Below are 26,414 nucleotides of genomic sequence, written 5' to 3' on the forward strand. Positions count from 1 at the left end.
GAAGTATAAAGAACTAATCCTTCAACTCAAACTCGTCCGCATCCAGGTGTGCCGGGAAAGCCTCTCTGAAATCCAGTAGTTCCTGTTTGCTTAATGTGATGGTATGAATGCCTTCCTGTTCCGAAGATTCTAAAAGTTTGTGGCCTTTGGGGTGGATGATGGCGGAGTCGCCGGAATAGGGGTGATCGTTGCCATCGGTGCCGATGCGGTTCACACCAACAGTGTAAGCAATATTTTCGATAGCCCTGGCTTGTAGCAACGTGCGCCAGGCCAGGCCGCGCGCTTTCGGCCAGTTGGCTACATAAAGCAGCAGGTCATATCGGTTGCTGGTGTTGCGGCTCCAGACCGGAAAGCGCAGATCATAACACACCAACGGACAAACCTTCCAGCCTTTCAATTCAACCGTCAAACGCTCATCTCCGGAAGTATAGGTATGGTGCTCCTTTGCCATCCGGAACAGGTGTTTTTTGTTATAATGCTCGTAGCTGCCATCCGGTCTTACCCAAAATAAACGGTTATAGTATTGGTCATTCTCCTTTACAATAATACTCCCGGTTATTACAGCGTTATAGTTCGCTGCCTGCTCTTTCATCCACTGCAAGGTTTCACCTTCAGGATGTTCAGCCAGCTTAGCGGCATCCATACTAAAACCAGTCGTAAACATTTCGGGCAACACGATCAGGTCTGTTTGCGGATTGGCCGCAGCTAACTTTTCAGCAAACATCTTCCTGTTCGCTTCCGCATCCTGCCAGTGTAGTTCAGTCTGTACTATAGTTACCCGAAGATCCATAGTTTGGGAGTTAGAGAGTTTGTGAGTTAGAAAGTTAGAAAGTTAGAAAGTTAAAAAATTGTAGGGGCGCAATACGTTGCTACTTATACTTTAACAATTCAACCATCAACAATTCAAACTATAGTTTAACCAGCTTCTCGGCGGCGGCGCATAGTGTTTCGTCTCCTTTGGCGAAGCAGAAACGCAGGTAATGGTGGTCAGTCTTGTCGTGGTAAAAGGCTGAAACCGGAACGGCGGCTACGCCAACTTCCTGGATCAGGCGTCTTGCAAAATCCTGGTCATGCTCCTTCGAAATGGCATCATACTTCAGCAACTGGAAATACGTGCCAGATGATGGCAGAAACTCGAACCTGGATGGTGCTAAATATTGACAGAAGGCATCGCGTTTCTCCTGGTAAAAATCCGGAAGGCTAAGGTAATGTGCCTCGTTATCCATAAAATCGGCGATAGCCAGCTGCAAGGGTGTGACGGTACAGAACGTAATGAATTGGTGCATTTTACGGAGCTCTGCCGTTAGTGCAGGCGGTGCTATAGCGTACCCAATTTTCCAGCCGGTGGTGTGGTAGGTTTTCCCGAACGATGAGATCACAAAACTACGCTCACGCAGGATAGCATTTTCCAGGGCGCTGTGGTGTTTAATTCCGTCAAAAACCATGTGTTCGTACACCTCATCACTGATAACCAGAATGTCACTTCCATCCACAATGTGGGCCAGTTCATCCATGTCGGCTTTGGTCATAACGGCGCCGGTTGGGTTATGCGGTGTGTTTATGATGATCAGTCGCGTTCTGGAAGAAATATTGCGCTTTACCAGGTCCCAATCTACATTAAAGCCAGGTAAGGCTAAGGGCACATACACCGGAATACCTCCATTTAACCGGATGGCAGGCGTATAACAATCGTAGCAAGGCTCCAAAACTACTACTTCATCGCCGGGTTTAATTACAGCCGTAATGGCAGCAAACAACGCTTCGGTAGCGCCCGATGTAACTGTTATCTCGGTGTCCGGGTTAGGCTGGTAACCATAAAGCTTCTCGGTTTTAATACTGATCTTCTCGCGCAGTGATACCACACCAGGCATAGGCGCATACTGGTTAAAACCTGCGTGCATATACTTTGTAACCAGCTCCATCAACTCCTCGGGGCAGTTAAAGTCCGGGAAGCCCTGCGACAGGTTGATGGCCTTATGCTCGTTGGCCAGTGCCGACATTACCGAGAAAATACTGGTGCCTACATCAGGTAGTTTGCTGGTTGGGTAATTTGCCATGGTTTTGGTAGTTATATCAGTGGGAATTCTTGCAACGAATATACTATAGTTAGGGTTAGGAGAGCAACTGTTTTACCTGCTTCTGCAAATAAGGTACGGCATCCTGCTCAAACCACGGGTTATGCTTTACCCAAAACTGGTTTCGCGGCGAAGGGTGCGGCATCGGCATAAACGCAGGTAAATACTCGTGCCAGTTGGTTACCGTTTGTGTAAGAGTTGGTCTGGCTTTATCCTTCAGAAAATAGTCCTGCGCATACTTGCCTACCAGTAAGGTTAATTCAATGTTTGGGAGTAGAGTCAATAATTGCTGATGCCAGTGTCGGGCACATTCGGGGCGTGGCGGCAGGTCGCCACTTTTGCCTTTGCCCGGGTAGCAGAAACCCATCGGAACTATAGCTACTTTGCTTTCATCGTAAAATACTTCGGGCTCCAGACCCAGCCACAAGCGAAGGCGTTTTCCGCTCTGGTCGTCCCAGGGTTTGCCGCTTGCGTGTACTTTAGTACCCGGCGCCTGACCAACTATAAGCAGCTTTGCCGTAGTGCTGGCACGCAATACCGGTCTCGGGCCTAACACCAGATGCTCTTCGCAAATGCGGCAGGCACGTATCTGTTGTAGTAAGTCTTCGAGTTGGTTCATATACTGGTGCAAATGTACTAAGTTGTTAATTGTTGATAGCGTTATTTTGAGGCTATAGTTTGGGCAGGCTCTCGCGGCTCGCTCTGTAGTTCGTGCTCTCACTATAGGAGCTCAAACAACTGCTCCATCCCTCACGCATGCTGGTTCTATAGTTTAAGCTTAACTTCCGTATAGCAGTAACAGATGCGTTGCTTCACGATCATATTGCTCTGGACTATAGTTGCTATTCCATGCCTGGCGCAGGATGCGGAGTACAAAAATGCGTTTACGGCAAAGCTATTTGGCATATCGGTGCATCTGAAAGAAAGCCCCCATCCCGAAATTTTCCCGAACCGGCTCGATGATAAAGGCTACATCACCTTTAACTACGGCGCTATAGTTGGCTATGACAGGTTTATAGTTGGCAACAAACATGCGATTAGAGTAGAGCAGGGGCTGTATGCCGATTGTGCCGCCTCGTTGGCTGGGTTCACGCATATTGGTTGGCGAGCCCTTATCTTCCAGAAAAACAGGCATTCGCTGAACGGTGGCATTGGGCCTACATTGGTGTATCGCAAAGACTGGAACCGGTTAGAGGGTTATCAGGATGATGGCTATTTTAACAGGCGCGGCGAGTGGCAGTATAAATTTTACTGGTACGCCGGCGAGCTCGAGTACAACTATAAATTATCAGAGCAGACAGACTTTTCAGTAAACCTGGTGCCCGGCCTGCCCGAGCTTATCTCTTTTGGCGTAGGTGTAAGGCAACGGTTTTAAACTATAAAAAAGCCCCCGGCATTGTGGTGCCGGGGGCTTTGGGTTTTACCAGTTTCTTCTACGTTGTTCACTGTAAAATCTTTCTGATGAATGGCGTGGATGATGGTGTTGCTGATGTGGCATGTGTTCGTCCTGCGTCCAGCGGTCGTTGGCATGTTGGTTAAGGCTGCTGTGGTCTTCATTTCTGTTCCAATCCGGACGTTCATTTCTGTAAGTGCCATAGCCGCGCTCTTCGTGCCGGAATTGGCGGTTCTCGGGTTGGTTAAAAGGTCGCCAGTCGTTTCGGTATTCGTTCTGCTGCCTGTTGTAATCGGCATCGTGCCTGCGCCATTCGTCTTCGCGCGGGCCCATCCGCGGATCGGGTTCTCCCCAGCGGCTGGCCGTATTCTGCTGTTCGCGTGGCCGGCGGTTTCTGTCCTGGTTATATCTCTCGCGGTCGCGGTAATTTCTATCGTTATAATTCTGTTCGTGTCTCATAGCTTTTTTAGGTTTATATACTATTTTGTTTACGATGGCAGGTAAAGGATGTTCACAGGTGTGGTAAGGGCATAAAAAAAGCGAAGCGGGTGTTGTTGCCTGCTTCGCTTTTACTAACTAAAACTAATCTATAACCAATCTATCTAACCTGCTCCATATACGTTATTATCTTCTATAACGTTGGGTTCTGTCGGCGTCATCGTAATAATTATCATTGCCCGAGTCTGTTTCGTCTGCCCAGCGCGGACCACCTTCGTAGCCACGGTCAAACTGCTGCCTGTTATACAGGTCGTTGCCGTAGCGTTTTCGTTCGTTTATGCGGTCTTTGTGGGTCGGGTAGCCGTGGCTCGGACGATAATCCGGGTCATCGGAATGCATGATGTCGTTCCAGGTATCTTTTATGCGTCCAAAAAAGCTTCTGTGATCGCGTTGCGGTTCCGGGGTGCTGTCCGGTGTAAAGCGACCTTCCTGGTACCAGTTATGCGTACCGCTGCCATACCTGAAATCAGTTTCTTTGTAGCGGCTTCTGCCTCCGGGCACATCGTTATACTGTTCGTAAGAGCTTGTTGGCGGTTCGTTATAGTTGCCGGGCTGCGATCTGCCTGAAGCATACTGCGGGTTGTATTGTGACGAGCCGAATGAGTCGCCGTGGTCTAAGTAAGAGCGCTCGTTGCGGTAAGCACTGTTCGGGCGGCTGCCGTAGTGGTCGTTCAGGTGTGCGCTTTCGCCACGGTTATAGGTGCTGTGCTGGTTTGGCGCAGGGGTTCTATCCCGGTGATCTCTGTCCTGAGCGCCTCGTTTGCTTGGGCCGGTATGAAAGTAATTGCCTTCGTCCCATTTCTGATCTTTCGGGGTTCTGTAACCATAACGGTGCTGGGGCAGATTCTGCTCCATACCACCGCGGTGCTGTTCCCGATTTACGCGTTTGTTTTCTTCTTCATTATAGTTTGCCATTGTCTTTCAGTCTTTTAATCATCAATTGCTACCTTATGGCAGGTACTTAACAATACGAGGCAGGCAAAGCTATAGTTAATGCTAAAGGCATAAAAGCAACGGGATGCCCTTTGTGTAAAAGGCATCCCGCTATAGTTGCAGCTATAGTTTAGCTGCTAAAAATGTTCTTCTATAATTTCTCTTACATCGGCCTCAGCCAGAGGCTTGGAGTAATGCTTCAGTACTTCCGGGAACTGCTTCAGCTTCTCGAGGTCGTAAAAGCTGGCCGAAGAGGTCAGCATCATCATAATGGTCTGGTTCTTATTTGTTTCATCAAACTTCTGGTACTCCTCCAAAAACTCGAAACCATCCATCACCGACATTTTAATGTCAACAAAGATCAGATCTGGGCGCGGATAACCTTCTACACCTGCAAAGGCTTTCTCAAGGTATTCCAGTGCTTCCTCGCCGTTCGTCACTACCCGTATGTCTTCTGCCGTATTCATGCGCGAAAGCAGGCGGTGGTTCAGGTAGTTGGTCGTCTCGTCGTCGTCGATAAGCAGAATAGTTTTTAATTGCCTCATGTTGCTGATTATATTTTCAGATTAGCTTACGCGTTCTTTTGTTTAAAGTAAAGTAAAAACGTTGTTCCTTCGTTTAAAGTACTCTCAATGGTAATGTAGCCGCCGCTGTTTGTCAGCAGCCTGTTAACTATATACAAGCCCAGCCCGGAGCCGCTTACGTGGTTATGGAAACGTTTGAACATCTGGAACAGTTTGTTCTGGTGTTTGTTCATATCAATTCCAATGCCGTTGTCCTGCACCTTTAGTTCTACGTAATCGCCCTTTCGGGTGGTGCTTAAAAATACAGCTGGTTTCTGGTTTGGTTTGCGGTACTTAATGGCATTGCTTAGCAGGTTGTAAACTATACTTTTAAGGTTTGCCTTCGAGAAAGCAAGCGACGGTACTTCCGAGAAATCAGTAGTTATGCTGGCCCCCGTATTGTGCAGTACATCCTGTATACTCAGCTTCACATCTTCTGTAAGTTTGTCAAGGTCAACCAATTCATTATCCCTGGTCTTGTGTTTCTGCATCTTCACCACATCCGACAGATCAACTATAGTGTTATGGATCTGGTCCAGCGATTTATTGAACAGGCTCACCAGTTTCGGGGCATCCGGATCTGTGAACTCCACACTTTGCGTAAGTTCTTTAAAGATACCGGCCATGTTAACGATAGGCAGTTTCAGGTCGTGAGAGGCGGCATACACAAAGCTGTCGAGGTCTTGGTTTATGCGCTCCAGTTCCAGGTTCTTTTCTACCAGTTCTTCTTCCGCTTTTTTGTGATCTTCAATGTCGGTGCAGGTACCAAACCAGCGTACTATGTTGCCCTCGGCATCGCGCATAGGTATGCCCTGGCCCAGGAACCAGCGGTAAGGCCCATTCTGGCCATTGCGTATGCGGTATTCCAGTTCGTAGTATTCGCCGGTGCGCACCGAGTACTGCCAGCGCTCAAAGGCCATTTTATGATCATCGGGGTGCAAAGCCAACAGCCAGGCATCAGGGCCTACGCTTTCTTCAAAAGACAGCCCGGTATAGTTTATCCAGCGTTTGTTAAAATAATCGGTAGCTCCGTCCGGTGTTGCCGTCCAGACCATTTGCGGTATAGACTCCGTAAGAAAGCGGAATTGCTGTTCCGACTCCTGTAGCTGTTCCTGCAGTTCTTTCAGCTCGTTTATGTTCAGCCCTACGCCATACCACTTTATGATCTCTTCTTTTTCGTTACGCAGCGGCTGCGCTTTTATCAGGAACCACTGGTATTCTTTAGTTTTTACATTACATACCCGTACTTCTACATAAAATAGTTTTCCGGTAGTAATGGACTCTGCCCATAGTTCCATCAGAACAGGCAGGTCGTCGGGGTGGATGGCAGGAGCCCAGCCATAACCCAGCGAATCCTCCAGCGTCATTTGGGTATAGTCCAGCCACTGTTTGCTGGTGTAGTCTATATTTCCATCGGGGTTGGCGCTCCACACAACCTGCGGGCTAGACTCAGTCAGGAACCTGAATTTGTTCGTGCTTTCTTCAAGCGCCAGCATCGCCTGTTTCTGATCCTCGATCTCGGTATGCGAGCCAACCCACATCGTTATTTCGCCTTCGGAGTTACGGATTGGTACGGCACGCGCCAGGAACCAACGGTACACACCATCGGCAGCAGAGCGCCACCTGTTCTCAGTCTCAAATGGTTTGCCTTTTTGTATCGCCTCTTCCCATAGTCGGATCGTATGCTCCATGTCTTCCGGGTGAATGATATCTGCCCAGCTTATAAGTTCAGCATACGTATTGCCTGTATAGTCGTACCACCGCTGGTTATAATAGTTTACCTTGCCATCGGGCGTGGCGGTCCAGGTCATGAGTGGCAACGACTCCAGTATCTCGTGGGTGCGGGCATTGCTTTCGTGCAGTTGCTGCTCAATTCTGCGTTTTTCAGTTACATCAAGCATAGAACCAAACATCCTGATCCCTTTGCCATCTGTGTTGCGCAGCACATGTCCTTTATCGTGTATCAGCTTATAAGAACCGTCGGCACATTTAAAACGGTATTCATCTTCCCAGGTATTTGTATCTGAATCGATAACCTGGTGGATGGATGCTTTTACCCGGTTTAGGTCATCCGGGTGGATATTAGAGGTCCAGGAGTCGATCGGAAGATCATGTGGAATAACCTGGTATCCGAAAAGTGTTGTGTAGCCTTCGTTCCACCAGATGGTGTCGTCCTGCAGGTTCCAGTCCCATAGCACGTCGTTGGTGGCCATGGCAATACGCTTAAAGCGTTCGCTGTTGTATTGCAGTGCCAGTTCGTGTTTCTTTTGCCGGGTAATATCTACCAACGAACCCAACATGTGTTCGGGCTTGCCCTGGCTATTGTAAACTATAAAACCATGGTCCAGCACTGAGGTATAGCTGCCATCTGCCTTTCTGAAGCGATACTCACCTGTCCAGGTGCGCTGGCCTTTTGCTATAGTCGCATCTATGCTTTCCCGTATAGTTTTGTAATCGTCGGGGTGTATGTTTCTGTCCCAGGTGCTGGATTCGGCTTCCAGGTCGCTGTCGGAGTAGCCAAAAAGCTCTTTGTAAGATTCGCTCCAGGTTATGGTTTTACGGGGTACGTCGCACTCCCAGGTGGCACAACCAGCCGCTTTGGATAACAGGCGCAGGCTGTACTCGTTGTAGGCCATGCGCTGTTTGGTTTTTACCAGTTCGGTCACATCTACTGCCGAAACAAGGATGCCCTCGACGCGGTCGTTCTTGATAAGTGGTCTGTATTCCAGGTTAAGGTATATTTCAGCTGTTTGCCCGTTGCGCATGCGGTCGGCTATCAGCTTATATTCCTGGGTCTTTATTTTGTTGCCGGTCCTGTAAACTTCATCCAGTATGTTGAAGAACTCGGTGTGTTTTAGTTCATGCCAAATGTCACGCACGGTTCTGTTCAGGTACTGCCTGTTCCCGAAAAACAAGCTTATGCCCGGGGTAATGTAAGTGCACACATGCTCCGGGCCTTGCAACTGGCAGAAATGTACCGGTGAGTGGTTTAGTATGTTCTCAAGCTGAAGGTCTTTTTCGCGGATGCGCTCCATTACCTGCTTCTGGTCATCAATATCGGAAAGTGTTCCTATCCAGAACTGCAGCTTACCATCAGAGCTGTACATAGGCACGCCGCGTTCCAGGAACCAGCGATAGCTTTTGTCGTGATAGTTATGCAGGCGGTATTCAATTTCGTAAGGTGCACCAGCTGCCAGGGTATTATGCCATTCCATTAAAACAATGGCGGTATCTTCGGGGTGTATAACGCTGGTCCAGCCTTCTGTTTGGTCTGGCGTCATGCCGGTGTAACTATACCAGTTCTTGTTAAAGTAAATTACTTTGCCGTGCGCGTCTGCCATCCAGGCCATATGCGGCAAAACTTCCAGCAGGTGCCGGAAACGCATGTCGCTTTCTTTTAACTCTTCCTGCGATTTTTTATGCTCTGACAGATCTATAATAGAGCCAAGCGTGCGGAGTGGCCTGCCATCGGAGTGATAAATGATATAGCCTTGGTCCAGTACCGGTATGTAGGTGCCATCTGCTTTCCTGAAACGGTATTCGCCGGTCCAGATCTTACTGCCAGTGGCGTTCGCTTTTTCTATGCTTGCCTGTACGGCTTCAAAATCATCGGGGTGGACGCGCTCATCCCACGACTCGCCTCCCGGGCCCATTTCTTCCGGTGTGTAGCCAAGTATCTGTTGCAGTCCCGGTCCCCATTCCATCTTGTTCAGAACAGGATCATATTCCCACGACACTGCATCCAGCGCGTTATTTAACACCGTAATTTGTTCGTTAGCCTGCGCTGTGCCATTTTTTTCAGATAACTCGCGGGCCTCGTGCAGAATATAGAGCAGGTTGCCCTTATCATCCAGAATCGGGGAGTTGGTCACACTCCAGTAGCACTCCTTATAGTTGCCACCCAAGGCCTCCGGCAGTTTTAAACTATAGCAAAAGGTTGAGATATGGTGTTTCTGGTTGGCAAAAAGTACGTGTTGTAATGATTGCTCCAAAGCCTGGGTAGGAGGTGTGTTAAGCAAAACGGAACACCCTTCAAACGTTTTTATCAACGATTTGCCTTGCAGTTGATCGCGCGAGGTATGGCGCGCTTGCAGGTAAGCATCTGTTACTTCTAAAATTGTAAACTCCGGCGAAAGAGCAATATACCAACCTGGTAAAGAGCGGAAAACAGGGCCAAGGTCGGGTAACGTAGTTATTTGCTGAGCTGACATGGAAAAATAAGTTTCCTCCCTCGGGTAAAAGGGTTGGTCAGTAAATTTAATTAAAGAATCTTCCTATTCAAATGTTTATTTGGCTGATAACCCTAAAATTAAACTATAGTGTATCCTGCTCAGCAACTAAAATGGCTCCATGTCCTGCTTTTCATTGTCTATATCGGTATAAGTGCCAAACCACATAATGATTTCGCCGTTTGCGTCGCGGATGGGCATGGCCTGTTCCAGGAACCATTTATATGAACCATCTGCACCGTTTCGGATGCGGCACTCCATGTGATAATCGCCGGACTGAAGCGACTTGTTCCAGGCTTCGATTACCTGGAAGGAGTCTTCAGGATGCACCGTTTTCAGCCAACCATCCGTGGGGCCGGCGGGTATGCGGGTATAGTCGTACCAGGCTTTGTTAAAGTATAAGATTTTACCACTGGGGCTGCCTGTCCATGCCATTTGCGGTAATGCATCCATAAACTCGATCAGGTACTCGTTACTTATTTGTAGCGCATTTTTAACCTGCTTGTATATTGATACATCCATCATGGCAAGAGTGTCTAAATCAGGAGTTTACGTCACCTCTTTAAGCAGGGTTAATTTCCCTGATACCTAACTCCTCGAAAACTTCCCTGGCATCTGCTATACTTCGGATGTCCTCAACTATAACTATAAGCTTGACCTTGGCCTCTTTTAAGCGTGACCGACGCTGGTGCTGCTGCACATACTTGAGGATATTACCAAACGTATCTGATTGAAAATACTTGTCATTGTTCTCGCTTGGCAGGTAGCCTTTCATCACTTCTTTTTTGATAGTCAGCTTCTCGAAACCAAGCTGCTGCGCCTGCCAGCGTAGTTTAACAATGTCTATCAGTTTCTGGACCTGCTCCGGCAACGGACCAAACCGGTCCACTATACTGGCACGCAATTTTTCCAGGTCATCCATGTCTTTGGTGCTGTCGAGTTTGCTGTACAGGTTAAGGCGCTCCGAAATGTTGCTCACGTACCAGTCCGGTATCAGCACTTCCATGTCGGTTTCGATGTTACAGTCGCGCACCGGCTCAATAAACTGCTCCAGGTTATCGCCCAGGAATAGCTCCCGGAATTCTGTTTCTTTCAGTTCCTTCACGGCATCATCTAGGATCTGGTGGTACATCTCGAAACCAAGGTCGGTAATAAAGCCGCTTTGCTCGCCACCCAGCAGGTTACCTGCCCCGCGGATGTCCAGGTCACGCATGGCAATCTTGAAGCCTTCGCCCAGATCAGAGAATTCTTCGAGGGTGCTCAAACGTTTGCGGGCATCACTTGGCAAACCAGATACAGGTGGTGTTAGCAAATAGCAATAAGCCTTTTTGTTGGAGCGACCCACGCGGCCACGCATCTGGTGCAGGTCAGATAAACCGAACATGTGCGCCCTGTTGATGATGATGGTGTTGGCATTCGGGATATCCAGGCCGGACTCGATGATATTAGTGGAAACCAGTACATCATATTCTCCTTCCACAAATTTCATCATGCGTTTTTCCAGCAGCTCGCCATCCATCTGGCCGTGGGCAAACGTAATACGGGCATCCGGCACCAGTTTCAGGATCATGTTAGCGATCTCGTCAATATCCTTCACACGATTATGTACAAAGAATACCTGGCCGCCACGCTTTAGCTCCGCCGCAATAGCATCGCGTATCAGCAACTCATCGAACACATGCAGTTCGGTTTGCACAGGCTGGCGATTTGGCGGCGGCGTAGCTATAACCGAAAGGTCGCGGGCACCCATCAGCGAGAAATGCAGCGTGCGCGGAATAGGCGTGGCGGTAAGTGTAAGCGTATCTACATTCACGCGCATTTCCTTTAATTTTTCCTTTGTCTTTACACCAAACTTCTGCTCTTCATCAATTATTAGTAAGCCCAGGTCTTTAAACTGGATATCCTTGCTCACAATTCGGTGTGTACCGATCAGAATGTCTACTTTGCCTTCGGCTACGCGCTTCAGGGTGTTTTTAACATCTTTGGCCGTTTTAAAGCGGTTGATGTAATCTACGGTAACCGGGAACTGCTCCAACCTGTCGCGGAATGTTTTAAAGTGCTGCATGGCCAATACCGTAGTAGGCACTAACACGGCAACCTGCTTGCCATCGCAGGCGGCTTTAAAGGCAGCGCGTATAGCAATCTCTGTTTTGCCGAAACCCACGTCGCCGCACACCAGGCGGTCCATCGGGTGCGGTTGCTCCATGTCGGCTTTTACATCTTCGGTAGCTTTGCCCTGATCCGGGGTGTCTTCGTAAATGAATGACGACTCCAGTTCGGCTTGCAGGAAGCCATCGCGGGTAAAGGAATAACCGGGAGCAGCCTTGCGCTTGGCGTATAGTTTAATAAGCTCGGCGGCAATGTCTTTAACCTTGCTTTTAACTTTCTTCTTCTTGTTTTCCCACTCCGGCGAGCCAAGTTTGCTCATGCTTGGCGGGCCGCCTTCTTTGCCGCTATACTTGCTTATTTTGTGCAGCGAGTGAATACTGGTATACAGCAGATCATCGTCGCGGTAAACCAATCTTATCGCTTCCTGCAAACGGCCACCCACTTCTACTTTTTCCAGTCCGGCAAAGCGGCCGATGCCATAGTCTACGTGCGTAATATAGTCGCCGGGCTGCAGCGAGCGCAGCTCTTTCAGCGTCATGGCCTTGGACTTGGAATGCCCTTCCTTGGCCTTGTGCTGGTAAAATCTGTCGAACAGCTGGTGATCGGTGTAGCAGGTAAGTTTTAAAGTCTGATCGATGAAGCCTTCGCGCAGGGAAATAGCCAGGTGCTGGAAACGAATATCGTGGTCGAGCTCATCGAAAATGGTTGTCAGGCGATTTATCTGGCGCGGCGAATCGGTAGCGATGATGTTTACAAAGCCATTATTCTGGTGCTCGTGCAGATCTTTAACCAGCCTGTCAAAATCTTTGTTGAAAGATGGTTGTGGCTTAGCTGAAAAAGGTATTACCTCGGCAGTTTTAAAATGGAAACGCTTGCCGATCTCGATGATATTAAAGTTATCTAACAGCTTCTTAAACTGCTTCTGTGTCTGGAAAAGCTGTTCCGGATCTGACACGATCTGGGTGCCGCCGCTGCCTGCCATTAATTTATCAAATGCATGCGATGCCTTATCGAAATACTCATCGATCACATCCAGCGTTTGGCGCACATCCTTGAACCAGATAGTAGTATCGGCAGGTAAAAAGTCCAGAAATGCTTCGCGGGTTTCCTGTAGTAGTTTTGTTTGTACGTTCGGTATGATCGAGATCGCTTTCTTTGTCTCAACAGACAGCTGTGTGTCCGGGTCGAAGGTTCTTATACTTTCAATCTCGTCGCCAAAAAGCTCGATACGGTAAGGCAGGTCGTTGGCGTACGAGAACACGTCCACAATACCGCCACGCACGGCATACTGACCCGCTTCATACACAAACTCGGTGCGCTCAAAACCATACTCTGCCAGCATCTCGCTCAGGAAATTCACGTCCAGTTTTTCGCCCACTTTAGCGCCCAGCGTATTCTCGACCAGCGATTTTTTGTTTATAACTTTCTCGGTCAGCGCTTCGGGGTAGGTAACTATAAGCTCGCCTTTGCCGGTTTTCTGGTTCAGGCGGTTCAGCACTTCGGCGCGCATGAGTATGTTGGCGTTCTCGGTATCGTCGAAACTATACGGCCGCTTGTACGATGTCGGGAAAAGCATGACCTCCTTCTCGTCGCCGAGCAGGTTTTTGAGATCAGTATAAAAATAAGCAGCCTCCTCTTTGTCGTGGAGCACGAAGAGTTGGTGCTGGTGATTTATAGTATAAACTGCCGAGGCCAGTACGGCATCCTGGCTACCGGCCATACCTTTTAGCTGCAGGCGGTGCGCTGTATTGGCTTTCAGGCGTTCGGCAATGGTTTGCACCACGCTGTCGAGGCGGTACAGTTCTAAGAAATCAGATACTTTCATTCAGTTCTATAACAAAACAGCAAAGGCAGAACACAAGGCTTATAGTTTAGCCGTGTTCTGCTGGTTGTACTTCTACAAAGATACGGAAGTTAATGTTTTGTTGGGAGTGGAGGAGTTGGGGGAGAAGGTTGGGCGGATTTATTGATGTTGAATAAAGTATATGTTCTTTTCAGAATGTATATATTTAATCTTTTATAAAAAACTCTAACCATTAGCACGTATTTACAATGGCGTTGAAGTCTCAAATTGTTTCTATTAATAAGTCTAAACTCATTATTCACATTGATAATGATTGGAGCTCAAATGAGTTTTTGAAATTATTTGAAGCTATAACTTGCTTATATGACTACCATTTTCTTCTAGAGCGTGCCATTTATTCATATAATTCAAAAGGGGATGAATTAAATTGGTCACAAAGTTTGAATAGTTTACCAGAGGTTCAATATCATCGCGAAAGCCTTAAAAAATCAGCATTTAGAATTCTTAATAATTCAGCAGATTATAGTTTAGAGGATGCTTTAATGAGTATTGGTGGTGGCAATCTTGTCACTTTACAAGTAAATAAAATAAAGTTTGGTTCTAGAGGTAATATAGATCTTATAGGATTAGGAAAGGTTTTTGAAATAATAAGAGATTTGATAATTCACTATTTGCCAAATAAGAATCAAAAGATAGAAAATGAGCTTAAGGAGCAAGAGGTTATTTCTGCGAAAATTTAGAATTTGAGAAAGATGGGATTTTCTAATCTTGAGGTACAAACACTAATTGGGCTTGAATCATATCAGGTGGAAAAAATCAATAAATTGATAGTAGATAATAAAATCATTGATTTCGAAATCTCTGAAGAGCAAGTCAATTAATCTCTCCCGCTCTTTCGGATTTGCAATCCGAAAGCACTTACTGCGAGGATTTGTAATCCGACCTCAACACCGCTTTACTAAAGCAGACTGCCAACATCAAAAGTGTAAAAGCGGATTACAAATCCTGATAATATTCGTTTTCGGATTGCAAATCCGAAAAAGCAAAATGGATTGCAGTTTGACCTTACTCCAGCAAAATAACATCCAATAACCCGGGTTCTCCGGCGTAGTTCAGAGCGGAGCTATACAGATAATGCTCAGGTTCGGCTACAATTTCTGCTACTACAGGGTTTTGATGAATGTACTGCAGCTTCTGTTCTATAAAACTGTTTGTGTGTAATTCTTTGGCTTCATTGCCGTCCTGCCAGAACTTGAAGTTTTTGGTTTTTATATCGTTACCCGCTGCGAAAGAAAAACGGTTTAGCAACCAGTCTTTGCGGCTTTCGCTTTCTTCCTGTATAGCCTTAATTACGGCTTTGCTGGAAAACTTCTTAAAATCGCGAAGTATATCCGAAAGGTTATATCCGTCTTCTGCACCGGCTATCAGATGCAGGTGGTTGCTCATCAGGCACCAAGCATACAACTCCAGTCCTTTGTGTTGCTGGCAATATTTCAGCGAATCTATAAGGATATGGCGGTATGTCGGGCGGGTAAATACGTCAACCCAATCTACAACAGTTAGTGTCAGGAAGTATAAATATCCTGCATGTACTTTGTTTTTCAGTCCCATTCAACTGAATACGTGATTGAAATCGGATTATAAATCCTTGCAGTAGAAAACTTTCGGATTGCAAATCCGAAAGAGCGGCGGCGGAGTGGCACGGTGAATGCAGGCAAGTATAAACCCAGCCTATTTATACTTCGCCTGTGATAAATATTTTAAAATCTGCATATTTGCCATACGAAATCCATACTTCTAACTACTGCACAAAATGAAATTATTGAACGCTATAAGCGGCGCTATACTTGCTGCTTCCCTTTTATTTACCGCTTGTAACACTCCTGAAACTGCTACAAAAGAAAAGGCAGACTTTACGCAGGTTATCCCGACCCTGAATGCCATTACAGCCGACTGGAACAAAGGTGACCTGGACAAGTTTGTAACTGTTTATGACAGCGCGGCTACTTTTATGCTGCCAAAAGGCCCGATAGGAGTAAATGAGATGAAAGAGCACTACAAAGCTGCTTTTACCGAAACCGGCACACCAACCTCAACCCTAAGCTTCGATAGCCTGGAAATGCGCCCGTTAGGTGATAGCCATGCACTGGTTACAGGCCGTTATATTCTAACTGCACAGGATTCTTCGAAGCAAAGTGGCCGCTATACGTTGGTGTTTGAGCATTCTGAGGATAAAGGCTGGAAAATACTGCACGACCATTCGAATTAAATTTTTTCTATCATACACTCGCATTGTGCTTAGCTCTTGCGAGTGTATGGTATTTTGTCTATAGAAATAGCTACTCAACTTAAATAGAATACAAATAAATCCTCCAGGGTGAATCTTCGCGCTCAAACACTTTCTCAAGGTGCATTTCATTTTCAGTGGCATTCTCAATTTTAATGGATGAGAATATATACTCAGCTCCCATGCTTTTTGCAGCAGATGTGTTAATGTCTAATTGCCTGATTCTGGCTTCTTTGGTTTTTACATTATCATAGTAGTTTTCCAGTTCTGCAGGAAGAATATAAAACCTACTTCCCCAACCTTCAAAGTAGTTATACCATTTTTTGTTTTTTGCAAGTTCTTCGGAGATTATCTTTCTGAACTGTCTTTTATATTCCAGCGGATAGTTGTTCTGATAACCATCCAGGGTATAGAAGCCATTAAACTGAGCGATACTTGGGTGAAAACCAATACTCAGTACACGATAGGACGCCTGCGGTCTGTTTATGTATTCTTTGATCTGTGCAAATAGCTCCTCAGAGTAAAACTCTTTGTAAGTTACAGACAGGTTTTGCGGAGGCCTTGGTGTGCCTAAATACTTTGCCATGAGCAAATGACGGTTTTCATTAAACTCATTTGTAGTTTGCGTGGTGCTTTTGAGACAAAAAGCTAACTGAAGCAGCACACAAAAGCCAGCCAATATTTTCCCCCATTTGGTGTCTCGTGAGATAACTACCAGTGACAATGCAAAAGTTATGAACCACACTAGTGGTCTGAACCAGAAGAACCTGGAGAAGTCGAATGTTTTAACAATACTAATAGTGTTTTTTAACTCTACCAGTATAAAGCTTTTATAAATGGTGTAGGATAACGATAAAAGCAGGGCAATAATTAAAAGCGTTATGATATTACCATAAGATCTATAATCCTTCCTTCTCCAGGCAATAAATAAAGCAATTATGGCTGTAATAAGTACCGGGCGATGCACTGTGGCGGCATGATAATTCCCAAACACGAAGCTATCTGCTGTCTGCTGTACCAACTCTATAATATCATGTGAAACGATGTTTTCAGGGGTGTAATCAGTTCTATGTGAAACATAACTAGTATCCAGTAACATCATGTATAGGAGATTGTGCTCCGTAATTACATAACAAAGACCTAATACTATAGTACCTAAAAGTAATGGGAGATTAACTACGCGGTTTTGGTAGTAATACACTATGAGCCAACCTGCAAGTGCAACAAGTATAAAAAAGCCTGTTAAAGGTAGGCTCGAGTAGAAAGCATACAAAACGATTATAGCATAGCTCTTCCAGTTATGGCCTTTGTTTAAAAGTGTTAGAAAAGCGTAAAGCAGCAGTGGTTGTCCTGTTATGGATAGGCCGTACACAGAGTAAAAAGGCAATGCAGCAAATGTTACCGATACTCCCAAAACTATCCAACTATAGTTCTTTGCAGGTAATACGTACTTTTTAAGTAGCAGGAACATGCCTATAAAAGCTACAGCATGAACTACTATTTCATTAACCACATATGCCTGAAAGGGACTCAAGAACAGGAAAAACCAAACGGAAATGTTCAGCTGGCTTGGGTATAGTTTGGACGGAAAACCGTTCATAACCCGCTGGGTAACTGCATTGTCGCCAATCAGTTGCCCGCCCTCGGTCATGATCATTTTCCAGACTAGTTCGGAGTCCAGGTTATCATGTATGGTTATGTAAGAGTCTTCGCCTAGTATTATTCTGGGCAGCGAAAAGAGTAATACAATAAATGCAAGGCCTATCCAAAAAAGAAAGCTTATTGGCTCTTTGGAATTGTAAATATTGGTGTTATTGATCTTATCTGCTGGTACTGTTTTTAAAGCCATTTCAAAAATAATCTTACATAACAAATGTACTTATTTTTCTTAAGTGCTTTATAGTTTACCAAGCGCTCGAAGTATATAACTCTACTTCAAAATAACCTTGATCATCTGCGGATCATCCTGCAGGGTGCGGACGTTTTGTTTTAGCTGGTCCAACTCTCTGGTCAGGTCTTCTTTGGCGGATTTAAATTTCTGATCCATTTGTTTGGGGCTGCCACAGAAGCGGGTGTAGAAGCCGGCATCGTGACCGGTTGCCAGTGCCTGAAACTCTGCCTTTAACTCATCCAGCTGGTCGGTCAGAATCTTTACATAGTATTGTAGCTGCTCATCCTGCAGCGAGTCCAGTGGCTGGCCTTGTTCCTGCATAAACTCCATTTGCAGGCGAAGCAGCTCAAAAAAGTCGTCGTAGTGATAGGCCTGGGTGACGCGTTTCATGGCTTCCTCTTTCCAGGCTCGTTTAGTTTCGTCGCGTTCTTTGTCGGGGTGAAGTTGTTTGGCTAGCTCGGTGTACACGCGGCGACTGGCTTTGCTGATGTTGCTGAGTTCTGTTTTTGCCTGGGCTTCTTTAGCTAATTGTGCTTTGGTTTTGCGACTTTTCTGGCGGTTCTGCTTTTCCTGTTCGCGTTGCTCGCGTTCCCGGTCCAGCTGGGCTTGTATGCGCTCAAAATCATCCAGGTCATCAAAGTCGTCTTCTATAATTGGCTCATCGTCAACTATAGTTTCATCCAAGTCTTCTTCTGCAGTAAAGGTAGTGCGTTCGGCGTAGGTATATTCGGCATAGCGGTCGTGCAGTTCTATCATATCCCGGCGCTCATAGTTAGAGATCAGGTCGAAGGTGATGTTCTCGATAAGAGCGGATATTTTTAGCTTCTCCCGGATACTGAAAATGGGAAGTGAGAATGCCTGATCTAATAGATTAGCTAACTCAACACGTTTTTCCAGTTGCAACTCTATTATGGGACGTAATTCTTTTTCGATGCGCTTCTGGGCCAGATTTATGCTTTCGCGGCGGGTGCTTATTTCCTTTTTAAGCAACTCTATCTGTTCGGTTTTCTGGTTAAACTCCTGCTGCAGCTTACTTAGTCTCCGCTCTGCTGATGTGGAGATCTGGGGTGTGAGATTAGGAACAGGTTTTTCGGAAGCGGGCATACAAAAAGTGTAACGGATAGTCAGAACAAAGGTACTTGTTTCGTGCCTATCCGTTTCTAAAAATTGATTTTAGTGTAGTGTTAGTCAGCTATAGTTTATTACTGCGCATCAAACGGTATAAAACGCCCATTCTGCAATAAATACATAGTGGTCCGGTTGTCTTTCAGCACAGAGATTCCATCTGTTTTCAGGTTCATGCTTTTTTGTAAACGAGGGTTGCGCACAAGTGAATCCTGAGGAGCAAGCTTTAACTGGTAGGGACTATAATACTGGTTGTTCAGCTTCTGGGCAGGGTAGGCAGCTACCTTTACTTCGCGGGCATTTTGGGTATAATCCAGGAACGCAATAATGTGAATGGAGTCGTTTTGCAATACCTGAACCGCGTAATCGGGCGTTTTGTTGCCGTTAAGGTTGCCCCGTACATAAAGCGGATTGTCGACCTGCAGGCGCTTGTTTGCCATTGTCTGATCTGTAAGGGTTGCAACTTTAGTGGGCTGTTGCCTTTTTTGTAGCAGCGTTGTTAAGGTATCCGGGAGCGGATGCAGAATGTTACCTTCAGCGGTGGCCTGTGCGACACTATCTATGGCGTTTTTGGTATCGCTGTCTACCTGGTCTTCTATCAGTTTATCGTCAACAGCGCGATTATAGTTACCATCCGCTGAATCGGAGCCGCATGAGGCCAGAGCCACCAAACAAGTAAATCCTAAAATGTATAGTTTCATTAGCATTTGTTTCATAGGTACGGTTTATCCATTATGCCTGCATACAGTGCTGCTTACCTGAAGGTTACGAAGGCGAGTGCCTGTGCTATCGGGGGCAAATCTACATTACGGTCCCCTATCTGCTGGTGGCAAATAGTACAATATAGTCGATCAGCACGAAGATCTTAGCATAAAAAAGCACCTGTAACTATAGCTACAGGCGCTTTTTACTATGCGAAAGCTAACGGTTAGTCCCAGTAAGTGATGTTGGATGCGGCACTGCCATCGGTAGTAAATACAAGCTGTTTGCCGCTGGCTTTGTCATTCAGTTCTACCTGGTAATAGGTGGTGCCACCTTTTTCCAGTATTTCTACATCATCCAGCTTCAGGCCCTTGTAGTTCTGGGTTATAGATGCGTTAATAGCCTGCGGTAGCTCCTTTTTATCCACGTCGCGTTTGGTCATCAGTATTCTTCCGGTTGGGTCTACTAATACCGTATGCTCTGTGCGATTAATCTTAAATTCTGCTTCGTAGTTCGATTCATTCATCTCCCAGTCAATTTTAGTGGCATTCGTGTATTTCTGAGATATGGCATTTGTAACTGCAGTTGGCACGTCCTTAGGATTTACGTCCTGTGCGTTTACTGCCAAGCCGGTAACGCCTGCAAATACAAATCCAAATAATAGCGTCTTCATAATCAGTTAGTTTTAAGTTAAATAATGAATCAATGCTGTAAACTTACCAGCCAATTCTGAAGGAAATCTGAACAGGTGAAAAAAGTACAGACACCTGTTACCAACTATAGTTAGCTGCAGTTATACTTTAGATTACCTCTTCTGCGTTAGTCTCGTAGACAGAATTTATTATAAAATAACTTTGTTAAATTTAACTTTAACTTTAAGTAAGAGCACTATGAAGAACACGCGTATTTTTAGCTTGCTAGCCCTGTTACTGGCATTTGTATTTTCAACTGCTGTTATGGCCCAGGAACAAAAGCAAAAGGCCAGCCCAGCAGCGACAGCAACAGGTAAAATTGGCGATGCTACTGTAACTGTAAACTATAGCAGTCCGTCGGTAAAAGGCCGTACCATTTGGGGAGATTTGGTGCCTTACGGAAAAGTTTGGCGCTCTGGTGCAAACGAGGCAACTACTGTTACTTTTGATAAGGCTGTGATGGTGGAAGGTAAGCCGTTGGCAGCAGGTACGTATAGTTTCTACACCATTCCGGCTGAAGATAAGTGGACCGTGATATTTAACAAAACTGCCAAGCAGTGGGGTACGCAATACGACGAAAAGCAGGATGCCCTGCGCGTAACTGTATCTCCAACCAAAGCTAAAGCTATGAATGAGCGCCTGAAATATGACGTGACAAGCGATGGCTTATTATTAAGCTGGGAAAACCTGGCTGTGCCGGTTAAAATTACCACAGCTAAAAAATAACTCAACGCATAAGCTTACCTAAAGCGGCAGTTGCTACCAGGCAGCTGCCGCTTTTTTTATTGCCTGAAAGCCAGTTTGTATATGGGTTTTACTATATTGATTGCTGAAATCATTTATAGTTTATACTTAACCCTGAAAACATGCTTAAAACATTTACTGCAAACCTGAAGCAAACCGCTTCCGACCTGCTCAGCTTCCTGAGAAAACCAACCGACAGCCCAGAAACTGATATGCCAACCAAAGGTAAATTAAGGGAGTTATTGAACATGATAATCATAAAGGCCCTTATTGCTATAGTTTTTTCAGGTCTGATCTGGCTCATACAGGAATTAGGTTTGTACAAAATTGATGGGCATGCGATGGAAGGAATGCTCAGGAACAAGCCTGTTTGGGAAATTATACTGTTAGGTATCGTTCTTATTCCGTTGCTGGAAGAAATCATTTTTAGGTTCGGGCTAAGGTTCAGGAGAGGCTATTTTACCTTCCTGTTATTGGTAGTATTGCTGGCAATAGGTGTTTATGCCTTTAAGATGATGCCTTTGATGTGGGCACTAACTATAATATTTCTATCAAGTGTGCTGATGGTTCTATACCTGATCAAGGCCTACGCTATTGGCGAGTTCCTGGAGCGTATCTGGCCACGCGTATATGGCATGCTGTTTTATGGTGTAGCTATAACTTTCGGGCTGGTGCACATCTTTAACTATTCAGACTTCGACTTTACTTCTTTAGCTGTGTTGTTAATTCCTGTACTGATAGGGTCGCAGATCTGGGGCGGTTTATCGATGGGGTATATGCGCGTAAAGTATGGTTTTGCCTGGGGCTTCTTCTTGCATGCTGCGCATAACGCTGTCTTTATGATCCCTGGATTATTATTTATAAATCAGTTGGAAGAAAAACTGAATGTTAATAACGATACTTATAGTTTGACGGTGGAAGAGCATTTCTATTACGATAGAACTTTAGATTCTAAAAGAATGATTTCAGTTGATACAGCGGCATTTGTAAATACAAAACTTAATGAAGTGATCGTGCACTTGATTCAGGCAGAAGATGTATCGATAGTAAATAACACCGGCAGCAATTTTACACCAGCAGTTAATCTATACTATAAAAGCGAAACAGCAGATCTTGCCAAAACCAACAAAACTATACTTTCTGAATTACAGAAGCTCTATAAGTTTGATATAACCAAAGCGAATGTTGAAAAGGAAATGTGGGACGTGGAAGTGGAGAACAATACCGCTTTAGCAGCCAGCGCATCTGATAGAGGCGGCATAACATCAGAAGTAACTATAGATAAGAAGGGGATTGAGATGCATAACGTAACTATAGAGCAGCTGATTTCAACGCTGCAAAACGAGTACAGCGTAGCGATGGCCGATAAAACTACGGATGCAGGCAGGTATAACTTTACGTTCTCTAAAAAGGGTTTTGAGGAATTAAAGGAAGAGTTAAAGGGAAAATACGGCTTAGTCTTGCAATCTAAAATGATAGAGGCACAGCAGGTATTAGTTGAGTTCAGAAAGTAAGATGGCGCTGATAGACAAACTGGCCACCAGCCTGAACCGCCGCGATGAAGAGCCGAACAAGCAACTGGCGCAAACTATATCTGAAGCCAACGACGAATCAGCTATAAAGGAACTGGTTGGTTTACTGCATCACAAAGACAAAAACATACAAAGCGACGTCATAAAGGTGCTAAATGAGACTGGCAAACTGAAACCAGAACTGGTAGTGCCTTATATTCCGGAACTGGTAAAGCTACTGCGATCGAAAAATAACCGTATGGTGTGGGGCGCGATGGCTGCACTTAGCGCTGTTGCCCCAGCCGCACCAACTATACTATACAAAAACCTGAACGCGATACTGGATGCCGCCGCTAAAGGCTCGGTTATCACCAAAGATCACGCAAATAAGATACTGGTAATACTTGCAGTCACGCCCGCTTACACCGACGATTGTATAGTTCTGCTGCTCGACCAATTAAAAGACGCGCCTGTAAACCAGCTACCCACTTACGCCGAAAATACTGCAACTATAGTTACATCCAACTATAAACCGGAAATGGTTCGCATCCTGACAGAAAGGTTGCCCGACATAACACAGGATACCAAGCGCAAACGACTTACTAGACTTCTGCAAAAGTTACAGAAATAGCCAGAGATTTATAGTCATAGAAATCCATTGTTTAACAGCTGCAATTTTTGTAAATTCCTTAACCTAAACAACTTACCAAAACTATGGAAAAAATAAACCGCGAACTGATCCACAGCATTGCCCGGCACAGCAACTGGAGCGGGCAAAGTATAGCTGCCTGGCTCCGGAAAGAAAAAGTATATGCCGGCACACAGGATTGGATAAAGTTTCTGCAGTTGTTTTTGCTAGGCCTGGGCGGGAGTTTTATAGTTGCCGGTGTGGTGTTCTTTTTTGCCTACAACTGGGCTGATATGCACAAGTTCGTGAAGCTGGGTATGCTGGAAAGCCTGCTGATCATTGTTACACTGGTAGCTGTGTTCGGTAATTTTAGCAAAGTGGTGAAAAATGTACTGCTTACAGCCAGTGTCATGCTGAGCGGGGTGATGTTTGCTGTTTTCGGGCAGATCTACCAGACGGGCGCCAATGCCTACGACTTCTTCCTGGGCTGGACACTAAGCGTAGCAATTTGGGTACTGATTTCACGGTTTCAGCCACTATGGCTCCTTTTTATGGCGCTCATCAACACCACTTTTATACTCTACACCAACCAGGTAGCCACCAACATGCCGTTCAGTTATGTCGTGAATATACTTTTCGGGATAAATGCCTTGGTTGTTATAATTTGGGAAGTATTACTGTGGCGCAACGCTATTTCGGACAGGCACAAATGGTTTCCGAGAGTGGTGGCGCTGGCTGCCATTTCGGCGTTAACTATAAGCATGATCGTGGGGATGTATGATGATTTCAGGGGAGATTATGGGTTGGCTTTTGTATTGGCGGCAATTGCTTTCTCGGCAGGCATATGGCACGGGCTACGCACCAGAGACCTGTTTTACCTCTCGGTTATTCCGTTCAGTGTAATTATAGTGGCGGCGGCAGGTATCATTCGGTTGGCTGGTCCTGATCCGGTTGGTATATTTTTGCTGGCCAGCGTGTTTGTGATCGGAAGCATCGCGTTGCTTATTCATAACATCATCCAGATAAACCGTAAGTGGCATGGCACAGTTCAGTAACGACAATCTGCAGCAGGTGCTGCAAGCTATAGCGCAGGAAGAAGGCGTAAGCTTTACTTTTGATGCTGCTGCGATCGAAACCGAGGAGCGTCTCAGTTCATCGCTCTACACCAACCTGCCTATAAAGCTGCTCACCATTTTCGGCGGTTTCCTGGCGACTTTCTTTTTTATGGGTTTTCTGATGACAACGGGGCTTTACAATTCCAATGTAGCCATGCTGGTGTTTGGCGTGTTGTTTATAGTTGGCTCCGAAGTAATAAGCCGCCTGCGCAACGACCTGCTCCTGGATTCTGTGAGTGTATCACTGAATATAATTGGTTACCTGCTTTTCGGGATCGGGGTGAGTGAGCTGAGTAACGATGTAACGCTGGCCTTAACGCTGGCTACTATAGCAACTGCTTTTATACTGGTGTCGGATGGCCGGGTGCTGGTGTTCTTGTCGGTGTTGGTGCTGAATGGCAGTTTAATGAGCCTGCCTTACATCTTTGAACTGCCTGGGTTGCTGCATTTATATGTTGGGTTGGCAATAGCTTTATTAGCTTATATGAGCCTGCACGAATCAAGACTAATCTCAGCCAGCCCGAAACTGAACAAGCTTTATAGTCCGGTGCGCATCGGTATGGTTTTCTCGCTGGTTGGCGTGCTAATCCTGCTGTCGCACCAGGATTTTGCAACCGAACAAATACAGCATACCTGGATTTCGACTATACTTTTTGTGATTTCCATACTTTTTGTATTGCGCCATGTAATGCAGGATACGGGTGTTATAGACAGCAGAACGCAGGCTATAGTTTATGTTTGCTGCCTGGTAATGCTGGCGCCAACTATAAGCACACCCAGCATTGCGGGCTCACTGTTTATCGTGCTGTCCGGTTTTTACATCGGGCACCGGCTTAGTTTTATAATTGGGTTGATGGCACTGGGGTACTTCATTATTTTATACTACTATAATTTAGAGATTACGCTGTTGGCCAAATCGGGTATACTGGTACTTACCGGCTGCTTGTTTTTAGGTGGATTATATTTGCTGAACCGTTATATCAGAACACATGCAAAATAAGCTAAAATGGGTAGTTGTGCTGGTAAACCTAGTGCTGGTGCTGGCACTTTTTAACTGGTCGGTGGTGCAGAAAGAAGACATATTAGAATCCGGTGAACTGGTATTGCTTAAACTGGCCCCGGTTGACCCACGCTCACTTATGCAGGGCGATTACATGCGCCTGAGTTATGCCATCAGTCAGCCCCAGCAACAGCAACGCAACTTTGACAAGCTCGAGAGCCGTGGCTATGCTATTGTAAAGTTAGATGCACAGCAGGTAGCGCAACTGGTAAGATACCAACCCGACAAAGAACCACTGCATGATGACGAATTGCTGCTGAAATACAACAAAGGTGATTGGGCACTGAATCTTGGTGCAGAGTCTTACTTTTTTGAAGAAGGGCAAGCCAAGACGTTTGAAAATGCAGAGTATGGTGGCTTACGCGTGGATGATGAGGGTAACAGTGTGCTGGTAGGTTTGTATGATAAGAACAGGAAGTTGCTGAAGCCAAAACGGACTAGAAATTTCAGGAACGACACAGATGGAGAAATCAATACACAGTTATAATGCCTGCCACTACTTTGAGACTACTCCGAGAGTGTTTGGGTGGATTATTAGTATATGGGCGCTTGTTGCTGTTCTTGGTGGTTCTATAGCTGCTTTTCTGGCTTTACCTGTAGGAGTTTTAATGCAGTTCTCTTTTCATAGAGTTGAGTTCGACCTTTTAAACAGGACCTACAAAGAGGGCGTGCGGATTTGCGGCCTTACATTCGGGAAGCAGCTGCCACTGCCGGGCACAGACTTCCTTTACCTTAATAAAAACAGCTACAACCAAAGGGCTGAGTCGAGAGCTTCCAGTATGGAACATCGTGGTGAGAAGTATGATGGTTACGTAAAGCTGGCCGGTACTAAAAAGCTGCATCTGGTAAAGAAATACAGCAAAGAGAAGGCGATGCATAAGATGGAAAAAATATCAGACGACCTGGGTATTGAACTGCGTGATCAGACAGATATCAAATATTATTAGTAGTGCTATGCCTGGAGTAGTGGCGTAACAGGTAGGGCTAAACAGCACCTGTAAAGCATAAGATAAACATAAAGAACCTGTGTGAGGTAAGACAATTAAACTATAGCA

General features: G+C 45.7%; 24 protein-coding genes. 10 read left to right on the top strand and 14 right to left on the bottom strand.

The genetic code is table 11. From position 1 onward, the window contains the following. Positions 1-13 precede the first annotated feature (13 nt). The 3 genes from ABS362_RS10740 to ABS362_RS10750 form a co-directional block, all read right to left on the bottom strand. A complete protein-coding gene (locus ABS362_RS10740) occupies positions 14-790 on the bottom strand; it encodes an amidohydrolase (RefSeq protein WP_350412476.1) in 777 nt (258 codons plus the stop codon). A 118-nt stretch (positions 791-908) separates the two neighbouring features. Then, positions 909-2,057, bottom strand: coding sequence for a methionine aminotransferase (locus ABS362_RS10745; RefSeq protein WP_350412477.1), 1,149 nt, complete (start codon positions 2,055-2,057; stop codon positions 909-911). Between the two features lie 55 nt (positions 2,058-2,112). After that, complete coding sequence (locus ABS362_RS10750; protein WP_350412479.1) at positions 2,113-2,694, bottom strand: uracil-DNA glycosylase family protein; 582 nt, start codon at positions 2,692-2,694, stop codon at positions 2,113-2,115. A gap of 183 nt (positions 2,695-2,877) precedes the next feature. Here ABS362_RS10750 and ABS362_RS10755 point away from each other — a divergent pair, with 183 nt between their 5' ends. Continuing rightward, positions 2,878-3,450: a hypothetical protein gene (locus tag ABS362_RS10755; protein ID WP_350412480.1), complete on the top strand. Its 573-nt coding sequence runs from the start codon at positions 2,878-2,880 to the stop codon at positions 3,448-3,450. Positions 3,451-3,495: 45 nt separating this feature from the next. Here the strand turns inward: ABS362_RS10755 and ABS362_RS10760 are convergent, their stop codons facing one another. The 6 genes from ABS362_RS10760 to mfd form a co-directional block, all read right to left on the bottom strand. Then, entirely contained in the window at positions 3,496-3,927 is a 432-nt protein-coding gene (locus ABS362_RS10760) for a hypothetical protein (protein ID WP_350412481.1), read from the bottom strand. Positions 3,928-4,092: 165 nt separating this feature from the next. Then, positions 4,093-4,881, bottom strand: a complete 789-nt coding sequence (locus tag ABS362_RS10765) for a hypothetical protein (protein WP_350412482.1) — start codon at positions 4,879-4,881, stop codon at positions 4,093-4,095. Between the two features lie 155 nt (positions 4,882-5,036). After that, the gene (locus ABS362_RS10770; RefSeq protein WP_350412483.1) at positions 5,037-5,444 is read right to left on the bottom strand and encodes a response regulator; all 408 of its coding nucleotides are present in this window, start codon (positions 5,442-5,444) and stop codon (positions 5,037-5,039) included. A gap of 26 nt (positions 5,445-5,470) precedes the next feature. Then, positions 5,471-9,673: a PAS domain-containing protein gene (locus tag ABS362_RS10775; RefSeq protein ID WP_350412484.1), complete on the bottom strand. Its 4,203-nt coding sequence runs from the start codon at positions 9,671-9,673 to the stop codon at positions 5,471-5,473. A gap of 126 nt (positions 9,674-9,799) precedes the next feature. Continuing rightward, positions 9,800-10,216 carry a PAS domain-containing protein gene (locus tag ABS362_RS10780; RefSeq protein ID WP_350412485.1) on the bottom strand — a complete coding sequence of 139 codons (417 nt, stop codon included), beginning with the start codon at positions 10,214-10,216 and terminating at the stop codon, positions 9,800-9,802. Between the two features lie 37 nt (positions 10,217-10,253). Continuing rightward, positions 10,254-13,625 carry a transcription-repair coupling factor gene (gene mfd, locus ABS362_RS10785; RefSeq protein ID WP_350412486.1) on the bottom strand — a complete coding sequence of 1,124 codons (3,372 nt, stop codon included), beginning with the start codon at positions 13,623-13,625 and terminating at the stop codon, positions 10,254-10,256. A 227-nt stretch (positions 13,626-13,852) separates the two neighbouring features. Here mfd and ABS362_RS10790 point away from each other — a divergent pair, with 227 nt between their 5' ends. After that, positions 13,853-14,344 carry a hypothetical protein gene (locus ABS362_RS10790; protein ID WP_350412487.1) on the top strand — a complete coding sequence of 164 codons (492 nt, stop codon included), beginning with the start codon at positions 13,853-13,855 and terminating at the stop codon, positions 14,342-14,344. A gap of 325 nt (positions 14,345-14,669) precedes the next feature. Here the strand turns inward: ABS362_RS10790 and ABS362_RS10795 are convergent, their stop codons facing one another. Next, positions 14,670-15,215: an REP-associated tyrosine transposase gene (locus tag ABS362_RS10795; RefSeq protein WP_350412488.1), complete on the bottom strand. Its 546-nt coding sequence runs from the start codon at positions 15,213-15,215 to the stop codon at positions 14,670-14,672. Between the two features lie 202 nt (positions 15,216-15,417). Between ABS362_RS10795 and ABS362_RS10800 the strand changes: the two genes are divergently transcribed. Beyond that, positions 15,418-15,873, top strand: a complete 456-nt coding sequence (locus ABS362_RS10800) for a YybH family protein (protein WP_350412489.1) — start codon at positions 15,418-15,420, stop codon at positions 15,871-15,873. A gap of 79 nt (positions 15,874-15,952) precedes the next feature. On the opposite strand, the gene ABS362_RS10805 is transcribed toward ABS362_RS10800, so the two are convergent. The 4 genes from ABS362_RS10805 to ABS362_RS10820 form a co-directional block, all read right to left on the bottom strand. After that, complete coding sequence (locus ABS362_RS10805; protein WP_350412490.1) at positions 15,953-17,740, bottom strand: DUF6044 family protein; 1,788 nt, start codon at positions 17,738-17,740, stop codon at positions 15,953-15,955. An 81-nt stretch (positions 17,741-17,821) separates the two neighbouring features. Continuing rightward, positions 17,822-18,886, bottom strand: a complete 1,065-nt coding sequence (locus tag ABS362_RS10810; protein WP_350412491.1) for a coiled-coil domain-containing protein — start codon at positions 18,884-18,886, stop codon at positions 17,822-17,824. Positions 18,887-18,984: 98 nt separating this feature from the next. Further along, entirely contained in the window at positions 18,985-19,623 is a 639-nt protein-coding gene (locus ABS362_RS10815) for a hypothetical protein (protein ID WP_350412492.1), read from the bottom strand. Positions 19,624-19,835: 212 nt separating this feature from the next. Further along, positions 19,836-20,282: a PepSY-like domain-containing protein gene (locus tag ABS362_RS10820; protein WP_350412493.1), complete on the bottom strand. Its 447-nt coding sequence runs from the start codon at positions 20,280-20,282 to the stop codon at positions 19,836-19,838. A gap of 217 nt (positions 20,283-20,499) precedes the next feature. Here ABS362_RS10820 and ABS362_RS10825 point away from each other — a divergent pair, with 217 nt between their 5' ends. The 7 genes from ABS362_RS10825 to ABS362_RS10855 all read left to right on the top strand — a co-directional run bounded on the left by ABS362_RS10825 (position 20,500) and on the right by ABS362_RS10855 (position 26,306). Further along, the gene (locus tag ABS362_RS10825) at positions 20,500-21,027 is read left to right on the top strand and encodes a DUF2911 domain-containing protein (RefSeq protein ID WP_350412494.1); all 528 of its coding nucleotides are present in this window, start codon (positions 20,500-20,502) and stop codon (positions 21,025-21,027) included. A 140-nt stretch (positions 21,028-21,167) separates the two neighbouring features. Further along, a complete protein-coding gene (locus ABS362_RS10830) occupies positions 21,168-22,559 on the top strand; it encodes a hypothetical protein (RefSeq protein ID WP_350412495.1) in 1,392 nt (463 codons plus the stop codon). 1 nt (position 22,560) lies between these two features. Beyond that, the gene (locus ABS362_RS10835) at positions 22,561-23,187 is read left to right on the top strand and encodes a HEAT repeat domain-containing protein (protein WP_350412496.1); all 627 of its coding nucleotides are present in this window, start codon (positions 22,561-22,563) and stop codon (positions 23,185-23,187) included. Between the two features lie 83 nt (positions 23,188-23,270). Continuing rightward, positions 23,271-24,239 carry a DUF2157 domain-containing protein gene (locus ABS362_RS10840; RefSeq protein ID WP_350412497.1) on the top strand — a complete coding sequence of 323 codons (969 nt, stop codon included), beginning with the start codon at positions 23,271-23,273 and terminating at the stop codon, positions 24,237-24,239. Next, complete coding sequence (locus tag ABS362_RS10845; RefSeq protein WP_350412498.1) at positions 24,223-25,299, top strand: DUF4401 domain-containing protein; 1,077 nt, start codon at positions 24,223-24,225, stop codon at positions 25,297-25,299. The genes ABS362_RS10840 and ABS362_RS10845 overlap by 17 nt, the downstream gene beginning before the upstream one ends. Further along, on the top strand, positions 25,289-25,846 hold the full coding sequence (locus tag ABS362_RS10850) for a GDYXXLXY domain-containing protein (protein WP_350412499.1): 558 nt from the start codon (positions 25,289-25,291) through the stop codon (positions 25,844-25,846). The genes ABS362_RS10845 and ABS362_RS10850 overlap by 11 nt, the downstream gene beginning before the upstream one ends. Then, positions 25,821-26,306: a hypothetical protein gene (locus ABS362_RS10855; RefSeq protein ID WP_350412500.1), complete on the top strand. Its 486-nt coding sequence runs from the start codon at positions 25,821-25,823 to the stop codon at positions 26,304-26,306. Before ABS362_RS10850 ends, ABS362_RS10855 begins: the two co-directional genes overlap by 26 nt. The last annotated feature ends 108 nt before the right edge of the window (positions 26,307-26,414 follow it).

Origin of the sequence: Pontibacter populi (assembly GCF_040278685.1) — a bacterium.
Lineage (GTDB): Bacteria > Bacteroidota > Bacteroidia > Cytophagales > Hymenobacteraceae > Pontibacter > Pontibacter populi.